We start from the raw sequence: 12,665 nt of genomic DNA, 5'->3' as shown, positions 1-12,665 counted from the left end.
CCGATCAATCCTCGTAGGAATGACCGGCCCGCAAGCCATCCCGGACCCGTGCCGCTATGGCCAGGAATTCCGGCGTCTCACGGATATCCAGTGGGCGCTCACGGGGCAGTGTCGACTCGATCACGTCGGTGACGCGGCCAGGTCGAGGCGACATCACCACGATGCGGGTCGAGAGATAAACGGCTTCCGGGATGGAGTGGGTGACGAAACAGATCGTCTTGTCGGTAGCCGCCCACAACCGCAGCAGTTGTTCATTGAGATGATCGCGCACGATCTCGTCCAGCGCGCCGAACGGTTCGTCCATCAAGAGAAGGTCGGCCTCAAAGGCAAGCGCGCGGGCAATCGAGGCGCGCTGCTGCATGCCGCCCGAGAGTTGCCACGGATATTTCTTTTCGAAGCCGGCCAGATTGACCAGTTCCATCGTGCGTTTGATGCGCTTGGCCTGCTCGGCCTTGGGCAGGCCGATGATTTCCAGCGGCAGCGCCACATTGCGTTCGATGGTGCGCCATGGGAACAGCGCTGCTGCCTGGAACACATAACCATAGGCCCGCTTCTCGCGGGCCTGTTCAGGGGTCATGCCGTTGACGGTGATCGAGCCCGAGGTAGGTTTTTCCAGGTCGGCGATGACGCGCAGGAACGTCGTCTTGCCACAGCCCGATGGCCCGATGAAGGAGACGAACTCACCCTTGCCAATGGTGAGGTCGACATCGGAAAGCGCCTGAACCGGCCCATCATTGGTCTGGAAGGTAAGGCCGAGTTTGCTTGCCGCAACGACGGCTGGCTTTACGGCGGTCATTTGCACTGCGACACTTCTCCCATGACGAAGCCGCTGTCGTCGGTCACGATGAGCCTCTTTTTGTTTTTCGGACTGGGCTTCAGGGTGAAATCCGCCGGCGCCTTGCCCTCTTCGCCTTCGGCCTCGCATTCAGTCTTCAGGAGCAGTGAGCCATCGCTGTTCGCCTTACTCTCCTTGATAGTGCAGGCGCTGGCCGCCGTCACCAGATCGGTCTTGGTAACGAGCAGCATATCCTCAGCATAGACCTGCTGCCCATTCCTGTTGATGCAGCCCGATTTGTTGCCATAGGGCTTGGCAAGATCGATTCCGGCTGCAAGAGCTGGCACAGTCGTAACAACTGCGGCGACTGCGACGAGGAAAAGCCGCCGCAAACTCACACCCCCGTCGCCGGAATGCCGGTGCGTTCCACCTTGCGCGGCGACGTGATCTCCTTCCAGGTCGACAGCGCGCGGTTGACGGCCCCGTTGGGTTCGCGCGCTACGAATTCGCCATGCCCGGGCTTGGTTTTCACCTCGGTCTCCTGAATGGTGAGCTCGCCCCGCGAAAAGACAAAGCGCGGCAGGCCGGTCACCTCGTAGCCCTCGAAGACATTGTAGTCGATTACCGACTGCTGAGCCTTGGAGGAGATCGTCTTCTTGCGCTTCGGATCCCACACCACGATGTCGGCATCCGCACCTTCGACGATCGCTCCCTTCTTCGGATACATATTGAGGATCTTGGCGATGTTGGTGGACGTCACCGCCACGAATTCGTTCATGGTCAGCCGGCCGCTGTTGACGCCTGCCGACCACAGCACGGGCATGCGGTCTTCCAGGCCACCAGTTCCGTTCGGGATCTTGGTGAAATCACCGACGCCGAAACGCTTCTGCTTGCTGGTGAAGGCGCAGTGGTCTGTCGCAACCACCTGCAGCGAGCCAGCCTGAAGGCCGGCCCATAGGGAGTCCTGGTGTAGCTTGTTGCGGAAGGGTGGGCTCATCACACGCCGCGCGGCATGGTCCCAATCCTTGTTGAAATATTCGGTCTCGTCGAGCACGAGGTGCTGGATCAGCGGCTCGCCATAGACGCGCATGCCCTTCTGGCGCGCGCGCCGGATCGCCTCGTGCGCCTGCTCGCAGGACGTGTGCACGACATAAAGCGGCACACCGGCCATGTCGGCGATCATGATGGCGCGGTTGGTGGCTTCGCCCTCCACTTCCGGTGGGCGTGAATAGGCATGTGCCTCCGGTCCGTTATTGCCGGCGGCCAGCAGCTTCTGCGAAAGCGCCGCAACCACATCGCCATTCTCGGCATGCACCAGCGGCAGCGCTCCCAATTCGGCGCAGCGCTGGAACGACGCATACATCTCGTCGTCATCCACCATCAGCGCGCCCTTGTAGGCCATGAAGTGTTTGAACGAGGTGATGCCCTTGTCGACGACGGTCTTCATCTCGTTGAAGACCTGTTCGCCCCACCAAGTCACTGCCATGTGAAAGGAGAAGTCGCAGGCGGCCTTCGAGGTCTTGTTGTCCCACATCTGCAGCGCCTCGAGCAGCGACTGCTGCGGCGCCGGCAGGCAGAAATCGACCACCATGGTCGTGCCGCCTGAAAGTGCCGCGCGAGTGCCACTTTCGAAGTCGTCGGCCGAATAGGTGCCCATGAAAGGCATTTCGAGATGGGTGTGAGGATCGATGCCGCCCGGCATGACATAGCAGCCGGAAGCATCGAACTCATGGTCGCCATGCAGGTTCTGGCCGATCGCGACGATCTTGCCGTGCTGGATCAGCACGTCGGCTTTCCAAGTGCGGTCGGCCGTAACGACGGTGCCGTTCCTGATCACTCTGGTCATATTGCAGTTCCCTTGTTTCGTTCGCGCTTCTGGTGAGCTGCGTTCGGTATGTGACTCAATCAGGCGATTTCGAAGAACTATTGCGTCGGATTTAGCCCAGAGGTCGCGCCTGACGGGTCCTTCGAAATCGCCTCATTCGACGATCTCCGCGGTTTCCGCCACCGCATGGAACAGCACGTCGCAGCCGGCAGCAGCCCATTCCTTGGAAATGTCCTCGGCCTCGTTGTGCGAAAGTCCGTCGACGCAGGGGCACATGACCATCGTGGAGGGCGCAACCCTCGCCGTCCAGCAAGCGTCGTGGCCGGCGCCGGAGATGATGTTCATGTGCGAGTAGCCAAGCTTTTCAGCCGCCCCGCGCACCCGGGCAACCAGCGTCGGATCGAAGGTAACGGGATCGAAATGGCCGACCGCCTCGACGGAGCAGCCGACACCCAGCTCCTTGGCGATCCTGGGGGCCTCGGCCTCGATCGCAGCGCGCATGCGGTCGAGCTTGGCCTGTTCGGGCGAACGGATGTCGACGGTGAAAACGACGGTGCCGGGGAGCACGTTGCGCGAATTGGGCGAGAATGTCACCTGCCCCACGCCTCCCACGGCGCCCGGCTGGTTCTCCATCGCCACCTTCTGCACCATCTCGAATATGCGCGCCATGGCCAGCCCGGCATTGACGCGCATATTCATCGGCGTCGAACCAGTATGCGCTTCCTTGCCGGTTAGCGTGAACTCGAGCCACCACAGGCCCTGGCCGTGTGTGACGACACCGATCTGCTTGTTCTCGGCCTCGAGGATCGGCCCTTGCTCGATGTGATACTCGAAATAGGCGTGCATCTTGCGCGCGCCGACCTCTTCGTCGCCCAACCAGCCGATACGTTTAAGCTCGTCGCCGAATATCTTGCCGTCGGGATCTTTGCGCGAATAGGCATAGTCCAGCGTATGCACACCGGCAAAGACGCCGGACGCCAGCATGGCCGGAGCGAAACGCGCGCCCTCCTCGTTCGTCCAGTTGGTGACGACGATCGGATGCCTGGTCTTGATGCCGAGGTCGTTCAGTGTGCGGATGACTTCCAGCCCGCCGAGAACGCCGAGAACGCCGTCATATTTGCCGCCGGTCGGCTGCGTATCGAGATGGGAGCCGACATAGACCGGCAGCGCTTCGGGATCCGTGCCTTCGCGACGGGCGAACATCGTGCCCATCCTGTCGATGCCGGTTTCAAGACCCGCCGCATCGCACCAGCGCTTGAAAAGATGCCGCCCTTCTCCATCCGCATCGGTCAAGGTCTGGCGATTGTTGCCGCCGGCGACGCCCGGGCCGATCTTGGCCATCTCCATCAGGGAATCCCATAGACGGTCGGGATTGATGCGCAGGTTCTCGCCGGGTGCGGCCATTATGGTCCTCTCATTGTCTGTCGACGTTGCGGCCGGCGGTTCCCGACGCCGGCCGCAACGTTTGGCTTGCGCTTAGTCGATCGCTCTCAAAACCTCGCGCACGTGGTCGATCAGCTCGTTGATCTGGCCCTTGGTGATGATGAGCGGCGGCGACAGTGCGATGATGTCGCCGGTGGTACGGATGAGCGCACCGCGCTCGAAGGCCTTCACGAAAGCCGAGAAGGCACGCTTGGTCGGCTGGCCGGCAATCGGCGCAAGTTCGATGGCGCCGATCAGGCCGATGTTGCGGATGTCGATGACATTCGGCTCGCCCTTCAGCGAATGCAACGCGTCTTCCCAATAGGGTGCAAGCTCTTCGCCACGAGTCAGCAGACCCTCTTCCTTGTAGGTGTCCAGCGTGCCGAGTGCGGCCGCGCAGGCGATCGGATTGCCCGAATAGGTATAACCGTGGAAGAACTCGATCATGTGGTCGGGGCCGTTCATGAACGTGTCGTGGATTTCCTTGGTCACGAACACCGCGCCCATCGGGACGACGCCGTTGGATACGCCCTTCGCGGTGGTGATGATGTCGGGCGTCACGCCGAAATAGTCAGCGGCGAACGGTGCTCCGAGACGACCGAAACCGGTGATGACCTCATCGAAGATCAGCAGGATGCCGTGCTTGGTGCAGATCTCGCGCAGGCGCTGCAGATAGCCCTTCGGCGGCAGGATGACACCGGTGGAGCCGGCGACCGGCTCGACGATGACGGCGGCGATGGTCGAGGCATCATGCAGCGTGACGATACGCTCCAGTTCGTCGGCGAGCTCCGCGCCATGTTCCGGCACACCCTTGGTGAAGGCGTTCTTTTCCGGCAGATGGGTATGCGGCATATGATCGACGCCGGTCAGCAGCGTGCCGAACATCTTGCGGTTGCTGACGATGCCGCCAACCGAAATGCCGCCGAAATTGACGCCGTGATAGCCGCGCTCGCGGCCGATCAGGCGGAAGCGCGAGCCGTTGCCCTTGGCGCGGTGATAGGCGATCGCCATCTTGAGCGCGGTGTCGACCGATTCCGAACCGGAATTGGTGAAGAAGACGTGGTCCATGCCCTTCGGGGCGATGTCGACCAGGCGGTTGGCCAGTTCGAACACGATCGGATGGCCCATCTGAAAGGCCGGGGCGTAGTCGAGCTCCGCCGCCTGCTGCTGGATCGCCTCGGTGATCTTCGGGCGGCAGTGGCCGGCATTCACGCACCACAGGCCGGCGGTGCCATCGAGGATCTTGCGGCCGTCGGAGGCCGTGTAGTGCATGTCCTTGGCGCTGACCAACATACGGGGCGCCTGCTTGAACTGCCGGTTCGCCGTAAACGGCATCCAGAATGCACTGAGATCGTTCGGCGTTACCTTGAGCCGATTGGACATGACCAAGCTTTCCTTTCACTGCTTCGTTTCGGTGCGGCCAACGCTTGGTCTTCGGCGCGTTTTCATGCTACGCAAATTTTTGACCGGATGGACAAACGTTAGCACCGCCATGGTGACGGTCAAGGGATTACTAGCGGAAATGCCGCATTCGAAGCGCGCTCCACAGCTCAGCAAAAACTGGTCCAGACAATTGGTCCAGAATGCCTTGAATGCCTTGTCTTGCAAAGGGCTTCCCACGACATGAACGCCCCTGCCCCGCGCCGTACCCGTATACAGCAGGAAAAGCGCGAGCTGATCCTGGAGGCGGCACTCGAAGTCTTCTCCATGCATGGTTTCCGCGGCTCGACGATCGACCAGATCGCAGAAGCAGCAGGCATGTCGAAGCCGAACCTGCTCTATTATTTCCGCCGCAAGGAGGAAATCCACGAGACGCTGATCCAGCGCCTGCTCGACACGTGGCTGGCACCGCTGCGCGAACTCGACGATGTCGGCGATCCGCTGACGGAACTGCGCAGCTATATCCGTCGCAAGCTGGAGATGGCGCGGGACTATCCCCGCGAGAGCCGGCTGTTTGCCAACGAGATCCTGCAAGGCGCACCTCGCATCATGCCCCTGCTGGAAGGTGAGTTGAAAAGTCTCGTCGAGGAGAAGGTCGCCATCATCAAGGACTGGATGCGTGCCGGCAAGATCGTTCGCACCGACCCCCGGCATCTGATCTTCTCGATCTGGGCTACGACGCAGCACTATGCCGATTTCGACGTACAGGTGCGCGCTGTACTCGGCCCCGACCTTGGTGGCGAAGGCCGCTTCGAAGATGCCGCCCGATTCCTGGAGCAGCTTTTCCTGGATGGGTTGAAGCCGAAGGGCAGCACAAACTGACAGCAATCATCGGCTTTGGTGCTCCCCTTCTCGTGAAGTGGAAATCGTCTCCCCACCGTTGATTTTGCCGGCAATCGTGCGAACTAATGCATGCGGGGGCATGGAGGACACTGCATGGAACAAGCAGCCACCGCTGGTGATGCCCAACTGATCATTGCCGCACTGGCCGGCATCGCCGCGATCGTCCTCCTGATAAGTTGGCTGAAGCTCCATCCCTTCCTGTCCTTGTCGATCGGTGCGCTCGGTGTAGGTCTCGCTGCCAACCTTGGTGCTGCCGCCTCCGTCGCTTCATTCACCAAGGGGTTCGGTACAACCATGGCCGGTGTCGGCCTCCTGATGGGACTGGGCGCGATGTTCGGCAAGCTGCTGGCCGATTCCGGGGGCGCCGACCGTATCGTCGACACCCTGGTGGGGCACTCCAGACCCGAAATGTTGCCCTGGACCATGGGGCTGGTCGGCGCCATCATTGGCCTGCCGATGTTCTTCGAGATCGGGCTTGTGCTGCTGATGCCGGTGATCCTCCTGGTGAGCCAACGTTCCGGCCAATCCATCGTCAAGATCGCCATTCCGACGCTTGCCGGCCTCTCCGCCATGCATGGCCTGGTGCCACCACACCCCGGCCCGCTCGTCGCCATCAGCACGCTTGGCGCAAATCTTGGCCTCACTCTTGCGCTCGGCGTTCTCATCGCCATCCCCACCGTCATCATCAGCGGCCCCATCTTCGCCACCATCGCCGACCGCTGGGTGAATGTGCCCACGCCCGAATTGTTCGGGCAAGCGGGCGACAGCCAGCAAGGCGCGACCACGCAACCGAACTTCGCCACGGCAGTCACCGCGATCCTGCTTCCTGTCGTCCTCATGCTCGCCCGCGCAATATCGGAAGTCGTTGCGCCGGGCTCACAAGCCCTGCTTCCATCTGCCCTGCATGTCCTGGGCGAGCCGCTGATCGCGCTCGGAATTGCGGTGATCGCCGGCGCCTTGATGTTCAGGATGCCCAAGGCCGCCGTGGCTCACAGTCTCGAAAGTTCGCTTGGTCCTATCGCCGGCATCCTTCTCGTTGTTGGCGCAGGCGGCGGCTTCAAGCAGGTTCTGGTCGACACCGGGATCGGCACGGTCATCGCAAATGGCATCACCGGCAGCGGCTTGCCGGTGATGTTCCTGGCCTGGTTCGTCGCGGTGCTGGTGCGCGTTGCCACCGGCTCGGCGACGGTTGCAACGGTGACCGCGGCCGGCATTCTGGCCCCAGTCGCGGCCGGCCTACCTCCCGCGCAGGGTGCGCTGATGGTTCTGGCCATCGGCTCAGGCTCGCTTTTCCTCTCGCACCTCAACGATGCCGGCTTCTGGCTGGTCAAAGGCTACCTCAACATGGACATCGGCCAGACGCTGAAGACCTGGACGATGATGGAATGCATCATTTCCGTCTGCGGCCTCATCGGCGTCCTGATCCTCGGAGCTTTCCTGTGAAGCCGCTCGTCGTCATTGTCATGGGCGTATCGGGCTGCGGCAAGTCGACGATCGCCGGCCTTGTGGCGGAACGACTGCATTGGGACCTGCTGGAGGGCGATGAGTTGCACCCGAAGGCCAATGTCGAGAAGATGAGCCACGGCATCCCGCTCGACGACAACGACCGAAGACCGTGGCTGGAAGCCATATCGCGTTGGATCGACGGGCGCATCCAGTCCGGGCGTCCTGCGCTCGTCACCTGCTCGTCGCTCAAGCGTTCGTACCGAGACATCCTGCGCGGCGAGAGCGAGAAAGGTGTCGTTGCCTTTGCCCATCTTTCCGGTTCGCGTGAACTGCTCATGGAACGCATGAAGGCCCGCAAGGGCCATTTCATGCCACCGAGCCTGCTCGATTCACAGCTCGCGACGCTGGAGCCCCTGCAGGCGGACGAGACAGGCATCGTCATCGACATCGGCGAGATCCCCACCGAAGAAGCGGATCAGGTCATCGACCGCTTGCATCTTGCCTGAGAAAGCGCGCCTCGCGCCTTGAACCCAATCAGCTCGCATGCAGAACTAGTGATCACGCATAGGGGGAAAACGATGCGCTTGAGACTGCTTGTTGCCGGGCTGACCATTGTCTCTTCCTTGTCTGCGCCGGCTTTCGCCGCCGGCACAAAGGTTCCGGCTGCCGCTCAAGGTGTATGGGCCGAGGCCGGCAAATGCAGCGGCACCACCGTCACCTTCACCGCAGGCACGCTTCAATACAAAGGGCAGAAAGCCCAGGCTGTCTTTTTCACGCCGAAGGAAAGCCCGCGTGGTTACGGCGCGATCCACTACAAGCAGGAAGGCAATGTCGATAACTTCGAATATGCCGACGACAAGGATCAGATGCTCTACAACCCGGAAGGGTTCGGCATGGGCAAGTCGGTGCTCTACAAGCGTTGTGCCGGTGCATCCGCATCGACTGCATCCAGCATAAAAAAGGCAGCCGGACAGGCGGAAAACCGGTGCGGCTGGCTGGTCAACCCGACGCCGGGCAACTGGTGGCTGGTCGACAAGGACGCAATGTGGGTATTCGCCACGCAAGGCAATGCCGAAGGGGCCGGGGCCGCCGGCATGGACAAGCTGCCGGATTTCGATCCGACCCAATATGTCAATTCCAATGGCAACTACGGTTACGGCTGCGCCTGTGTGAAACTCATCGCCGACCCGGCGACCAAGTCGGTGAAAAGCATAGTGGGTGGCAAGACCCTGCCGCTGGCCACCTGCAAGAAGGACAAGAGCCTGCCGCCAGAAAGCAAGCTGTAGGCGTCAACCCGCGTCGGCAATGACCAGCAGGAGACCGCCGGCAAGCGTGATATTGACCAAAGTGAGGTAAAGGTGCGGGTCTCGTTCCTTCCCCTGGAACAGAAACAGATTGTGGTAGAGCGCGGTCGCCAACATCAGGAAAACAATCAGCGCCAGCGCCGCCGGAACGACCCAGAAACCGAGGATCAACAACAATCCTCCGAACAACTGAACTGCGAATCCGGCAGCCATTACGGGCGCCGGCAGCAGCCACCCGTAATTGGTGGCACCGGATCTGCGTTCGTTGAAATGGGCAAAATTGCGGATGCCCGCGATCAGGAAGAACCCGCCGAAAATACAGCGTCCGATCAGCATCAAGATTTCCATGCCATCCATCCCCCGGCATTCGAAGCGGCATTGTGTGCAGCGCCTGAACCTTGAAGCGGTATCTCGACAAACGGTCAAGCCTGCAGCGAATTCGCGATCAGCGCCAGGATCGCGCCGGCCAGCGCGACATTGCCGACGAAGCCGTTGATCTTCGCAACGCGGTCCGGCCCCGGCTGGTAATCCCAGAAATTGTGGAACATCGGCGTCGCCACGATCAGGAACAGAAGCAGCAGCGCCGCTGAAGCTGCGGTGCAGACACCCGCGATCAGCAGCACCCCGGCAATGGCCTGTACGACGATGCCGGCCCAAAGCACTAGTGCCGCTTGCGGCACGCCGCGCCCGCTCATCAGCTGCGCCACGAAAGTCCGGTTCTGGATATTGCGCAGCCCTGCGAAAATGAAGGCACCGCCCAGCAAAAGTCGACCGACAAACAGAATCTCTTTATGAAAATCGACAAGCATCATCTTGATCCCCAAAAGAAAACAGGGCGCGGCCAACGCACCCTGCTCAATCTACGATTTTGATATCATGCGGCCTTGGCGGTCGGCATTGGATGAACGGCGTGGAACGTCACGCAGAGCCGGTTCCAGGTGTTGATCATGGCGACCGCGACGGTCAGCTTCACCAACTCCTCCTTCGAGAAATGCTGGAGTCCTTCCTGGTAGAGTTCATCCGGTACGCCGGCATTGGCGATCTTGGTCACCGTCTCCACCCATTTGAAAGCCATGCGCTCGCGCTCGGTGAACAGCGGCGATTCTTTCCAGGCGGCAACAAGGTAGAGACGCTGTTCGCTCTCGCCATCGTCGCGCGCCTCGCGGCTGTGCATTTCCACGCAATAGGAACAGCCATTGATCTGCGAAGCACGCAGCTTGATGAGGTGCAGAAGCCCTTTGTCGAGCCCGCTTTCCTCCACTGCCCTGTTCAAGCTGACGACGTACTTCATCAACTGCGGCGCCTCGGCGAAGAAGTCTAGCCTGGGTTGCATGATCGGTCCTTTCCTGGGTTACCGGTTATTCTGGGAAGTGGATTTCTGTGGCCGCGCATGATGGGCTGCGAAGGCACAACTGGCCTGAACGACGCGCGGGTCGGCATCGGCCATGAATTCGCTGATGATGTCGGACAGCTTCTCGGCAGCGAGTGCAGCGCGGTAGGCGCGCTCGGCACGCAGCATGGCGGCATTGATGCCGCAAGGCTGCACATAGGCTGAGGCGTCGATCCTGGCAGGACCGTTGCGGCGGATCTCGCCACACCGAAACGCCGGACGCGGGCCTTCCACGGCCAGCACGATGTCGAGCAGCGAGATCTTCTCCGGCACACGTGCCAACCGATATCCGCCGGTCGGACCGGGTACGGACTCAAGGATACGGGCGGCCGTCAACGCCTGCAGATGCTTCAACAGATAGCTGGAGGACAGGCCAAACGCTTCTGCCAGCGCCGAGGCAGGCATGGTCGCGTCATCCTCCAGCGCAGCGAGCATGGCTGCGGAATGGATCGCCGCTTCGACGCCTTCGCTCAGCTTCATGGTTGCCTCTCCTTAATCATGGATATTTTTTATCGTGGATATTTCTTATCGTCAATAAGAAGGCAAAAAAAGCGATGCACCGCTGCACCGCTTTTTTCGTTGTCTGTCAGAGACTATTCGGCAGCAACCTTGGCCATCGGATTGTTGGGGTGCGTCGTCCAGTTCGCGTAAACCGGCTCAACCGTCTTGCCGGTGCGCTGGTCGAGCGTGCCGGCGGCCAGCGGCACCATGGTGATGCAACCATCAACCGGGCAGACATTGACGCAGAGATTGCAGCCGACGCACTCGTCTTCCATCACCTCGAAATGGCGAACGCCTTCGACCATCGAAGTGATCGCCTGATGCGAAGTGTCTTCGCAGGCGATGTGGCAGCGGCCGCATTTGATGCAGGCATCCTGGTCGATATGCGCCTTGGCGATGTAGTTGAGGTTGAGATACTGCCAGTCGCTCACATTGGGTGTCGCGCGCCCGATGACGTCGTCGAGCGAACGGTGGCCCTTCTCGTCCATCCAGTTTTCGAGGCCGGCGATCATTTCCTGCACGATTTTGAAGCCGTAGGTCATGGCCGCCGTGCACACCTGCACGTTGCCGGCGCCCAAGGCCAGGAATTCGGCGGCGTCACGCCAGGTGGTAATGCCGCCGATGCCGGAGATTGGCAGGCCGTGCGTTTCCGGATCACGGGCGATCTCGGCCACCATGTTGAGCGCGATCGGCTTCACCGCCGGGCCGCAATAGCCGCCATGGCTGCCCTTGCCGTCGATCGAAGGCTCCGGTGAAAAACTATCGAGGTTGACCGAGGTGATCGAATTGATGGTGTTGATCAGCGACACCGCATCGGTGCCACCGGATTTGGCAGCACGCGCCGGCTTTCGGATGTCGGTGATATTGGGCGTCAGCTTGGTAATCACCGGCATGCGCGTGTACTGCTTGCACCAGCGCACCACCATCTCGATGTATTCCGGCACCTGGCCGACAGCCGCCCCCATGCCGCGCTCGCTCATACCGTGCGGGCAGCCGAAATTGAGCTCGATGCCGTCCGCGCCGGTTTCTTCCACCAGCGGAAGGATCGCCTTCCAGCTCTGTTCCTCACATGGAACCATGATCGAGGCGATCAGCGCGCGATCCGGCCAATTCTTCTTCACCCGCTTCATCTCGCGCAGGTTGGTCTGCAGGTCGCGGTCGGTGATCAGCTCGATATTGTTCAGGCCAAGCAGCCGGCGGTCAGCACCCCAGATCGCGCCGTAACGCGGCCCGTTGACATTGACCACCGGCGGGCCTTCCTCGCCCAATGTCTTCCACACCACACCGCCCCAGCCTGCCTTGAAGGCTCGCTCGACATTGTAGGCCTTGTCGGTCGGTGGCGCGGACGCCAGCCAGAACGGATTGGGTGACTTGATGCCGATAAAATTGTTGCGGATGTCCGCCATGGCTTCTTACTCCGCGTTTCGGGAAAAGAATGTTGTGTTGCGATCGACCGCGCGGCGCGGATCGGCGCCGGCATCGTGGGCATGCTTGACGAGCCCGGTCCAAAGCGCATCGTCCGTAGTCGTCTTGGCGCTTTGTTCGCCGATCTTCGATTTCACCAGATCAAACAGCTGTCCCATCGTAACGAGCTGCTCCGCCTCCGCTTTCTCGAAGCTGATCGCATAGGCCCTTTCGATGGCCTCGATCATCTCGACCTCATCGCCGTCTCCCCATAGATCCAAGGAATTCGCCTTGCGGGAGAACAGCCGGTTCATC

General features: G+C 61.1%; 15 protein-coding genes. 4 read left to right on the top strand and 11 right to left on the bottom strand.

All coding sequences use genetic code 11. From position 1 onward, the window contains the following. Positions 1-4: 4 nt before the first annotated feature. The 5 genes from ACFWXH_RS09580 to ACFWXH_RS09560 all read right to left on the bottom strand — a co-directional run bounded on the left by ACFWXH_RS09580 (position 5) and on the right by ACFWXH_RS09560 (position 5,405). Positions 5-796: an ABC transporter ATP-binding protein gene (locus ACFWXH_RS09580; protein ID WP_054308303.1), complete on the bottom strand. Its 792-nt coding sequence runs from the start codon at positions 794-796 to the stop codon at positions 5-7. After that, a complete protein-coding gene (locus ACFWXH_RS09575) occupies positions 793-1,173 on the bottom strand; it encodes a hypothetical protein (RefSeq protein ID WP_379119611.1) in 381 nt (126 codons plus the stop codon). The genes ACFWXH_RS09580 and ACFWXH_RS09575 overlap by 4 nt, the downstream gene beginning before the upstream one ends. Continuing rightward, complete coding sequence (gene hydA / locus ACFWXH_RS09570) at positions 1,170-2,621, bottom strand: dihydropyrimidinase (RefSeq protein WP_054308304.1); 1,452 nt, start codon at positions 2,619-2,621, stop codon at positions 1,170-1,172. The genes ACFWXH_RS09575 and hydA overlap by 4 nt, the downstream gene beginning before the upstream one ends. Before the next feature lie 132 nt (positions 2,622-2,753). Then, a complete protein-coding gene (locus tag ACFWXH_RS09565; RefSeq protein WP_379119608.1) occupies positions 2,754-4,004 on the bottom strand; it encodes a Zn-dependent hydrolase in 1,251 nt (416 codons plus the stop codon). A gap of 72 nt (positions 4,005-4,076) precedes the next feature. Further along, a complete protein-coding gene (locus tag ACFWXH_RS09560; RefSeq protein WP_054308306.1) occupies positions 4,077-5,405 on the bottom strand; it encodes an aspartate aminotransferase family protein in 1,329 nt (442 codons plus the stop codon). A gap of 240 nt (positions 5,406-5,645) precedes the next feature. On the opposite strand from ACFWXH_RS09560, the gene ACFWXH_RS09555 reads away from it, so the two are divergent. From ACFWXH_RS09555 to ACFWXH_RS09540, 4 genes are all read left to right on the top strand, one after another. Then, on the top strand, positions 5,646-6,284 hold the full coding sequence (locus tag ACFWXH_RS09555) for a TetR family transcriptional regulator C-terminal domain-containing protein (protein ID WP_379119606.1): 639 nt from the start codon (positions 5,646-5,648) through the stop codon (positions 6,282-6,284). 114 nt (positions 6,285-6,398) lie between these two features. Continuing rightward, entirely contained in the window at positions 6,399-7,748 is a 1,350-nt protein-coding gene (locus ACFWXH_RS09550; RefSeq protein ID WP_379119604.1) for a GntP family permease, read from the top strand. Further along, positions 7,745-8,257: a gluconokinase gene (locus tag ACFWXH_RS09545; RefSeq protein WP_379119602.1), complete on the top strand. Its 513-nt coding sequence runs from the start codon at positions 7,745-7,747 to the stop codon at positions 8,255-8,257. The genes ACFWXH_RS09550 and ACFWXH_RS09545 overlap by 4 nt, the downstream gene beginning before the upstream one ends. 72 nt (positions 8,258-8,329) lie before the next feature. After that, positions 8,330-9,037, top strand: coding sequence for a DUF4087 domain-containing protein (locus tag ACFWXH_RS09540; RefSeq protein WP_379119600.1), 708 nt, complete (start codon positions 8,330-8,332; stop codon positions 9,035-9,037). A gap of 3 nt (positions 9,038-9,040) precedes the next feature. Here the strand turns inward: ACFWXH_RS09540 and ACFWXH_RS09535 are convergent, their stop codons facing one another. The 6 genes from ACFWXH_RS09535 to ACFWXH_RS09510 all read right to left on the bottom strand — a co-directional run bounded on the left by ACFWXH_RS09535 (position 9,041) and on the right by ACFWXH_RS09510 (position 12,664). After that, entirely contained in the window at positions 9,041-9,403 is a 363-nt protein-coding gene (locus ACFWXH_RS09535) for a DoxX family membrane protein (protein ID WP_379119598.1), read from the bottom strand. Between the two features lie 74 nt (positions 9,404-9,477). Further along, positions 9,478-9,864 (bottom strand): DoxX family protein, encoded by a 387-nt coding sequence (locus ACFWXH_RS09530; RefSeq protein WP_379120890.1) that lies wholly within the window; start codon positions 9,862-9,864, stop codon positions 9,478-9,480. A 65-nt stretch (positions 9,865-9,929) separates the two neighbouring features. After that, complete coding sequence (locus ACFWXH_RS09525; RefSeq protein WP_379119596.1) at positions 9,930-10,388, bottom strand: carboxymuconolactone decarboxylase family protein; 459 nt, start codon at positions 10,386-10,388, stop codon at positions 9,930-9,932. An 18-nt stretch (positions 10,389-10,406) separates the two neighbouring features. Continuing rightward, positions 10,407-10,925, bottom strand: coding sequence for an RrF2 family transcriptional regulator (locus ACFWXH_RS09520; protein ID WP_379119594.1), 519 nt, complete (start codon positions 10,923-10,925; stop codon positions 10,407-10,409). A 113-nt stretch (positions 10,926-11,038) separates the two neighbouring features. Continuing rightward, the gene (preA, locus tag ACFWXH_RS09515) at positions 11,039-12,352 is read right to left on the bottom strand and encodes an NAD-dependent dihydropyrimidine dehydrogenase subunit PreA (protein ID WP_379119592.1); all 1,314 of its coding nucleotides are present in this window, start codon (positions 12,350-12,352) and stop codon (positions 11,039-11,041) included. Between the two features lie 6 nt (positions 12,353-12,358). After that, positions 12,359-12,664 carry a hypothetical protein gene (locus tag ACFWXH_RS09510; RefSeq protein WP_379119590.1) on the bottom strand — a complete coding sequence of 102 codons (306 nt, stop codon included), beginning with the start codon at positions 12,662-12,664 and terminating at the stop codon, positions 12,359-12,361. Between the last annotated feature and the right edge of the window lies 1 nt (position 12,665).

Source organism: Mesorhizobium sp. NPDC059054, assembly GCF_042739215.1.
In the GTDB taxonomy this organism is placed as follows: domain Bacteria; phylum Pseudomonadota; class Alphaproteobacteria; order Rhizobiales; family Rhizobiaceae; genus Mesorhizobium.
This window is presented reverse-complemented; position numbering and strand designations above follow the sequence as displayed.

What these genes read in the sequence shown, in the direction of transcription:
- ACFWXH_RS09580 (WP_054308303.1), bottom strand. Translation starts at nt 796, where the DNA reads ATGACCGCCGTAAAGCCAGCCGTCGTTGCGGCAAGCAAACTCGGCCTT.
- hydA (WP_054308304.1), bottom strand. Translation starts at nt 2,621, where the DNA reads ATGACCAGAGTGATCAGGAACGGCACCGTCGTTACGGCCGACCGCACT.
- ACFWXH_RS09565 (WP_379119608.1), bottom strand. Translation starts at nt 4,004, where the DNA reads ATGGCCGCACCCGGCGAGAACCTGCGCATCAATCCCGACCGTCTATGG.
- ACFWXH_RS09560 (WP_054308306.1), bottom strand. Translation starts at nt 5,405, where the DNA reads ATGTCCAATCGGCTCAAGGTAACGCCGAACGATCTCAGTGCATTCTGG.
- ACFWXH_RS09555 (WP_379119606.1), top strand. Translation starts at nt 5,646, where the DNA reads ATGAACGCCCCTGCCCCGCGCCGTACCCGTATACAGCAGGAAAAGCGC.
- ACFWXH_RS09550 (WP_379119604.1), top strand. Translation starts at nt 6,399, where the DNA reads ATGGAACAAGCAGCCACCGCTGGTGATGCCCAACTGATCATTGCCGCA.
- ACFWXH_RS09540 (WP_379119600.1), top strand. Translation starts at nt 8,330, where the DNA reads ATGCGCTTGAGACTGCTTGTTGCCGGGCTGACCATTGTCTCTTCCTTG.
- ACFWXH_RS09535 (WP_379119598.1), bottom strand. Translation starts at nt 9,403, where the DNA reads ATGGAAATCTTGATGCTGATCGGACGCTGTATTTTCGGCGGGTTCTTC.
- ACFWXH_RS09530 (WP_379120890.1), bottom strand. Translation starts at nt 9,864, where the DNA reads ATGCTTGTCGATTTTCATAAAGAGATTCTGTTTGTCGGTCGACTTTTG.
- ACFWXH_RS09525 (WP_379119596.1), bottom strand. Translation starts at nt 10,388, where the DNA reads ATGCAACCCAGGCTAGACTTCTTCGCCGAGGCGCCGCAGTTGATGAAG.
- ACFWXH_RS09520 (WP_379119594.1), bottom strand. Translation starts at nt 10,925, where the DNA reads ATGAAGCTGAGCGAAGGCGTCGAAGCGGCGATCCATTCCGCAGCCATG.
- preA (WP_379119592.1), bottom strand. Translation starts at nt 12,352, where the DNA reads ATGGCGGACATCCGCAACAATTTTATCGGCATCAAGTCACCCAATCCG.
- ACFWXH_RS09510 (WP_379119590.1), bottom strand. Translation starts at nt 12,664, where the DNA reads ATGAACCGGCTGTTCTCCCGCAAGGCGAATTCCTTGGATCTATGGGGA.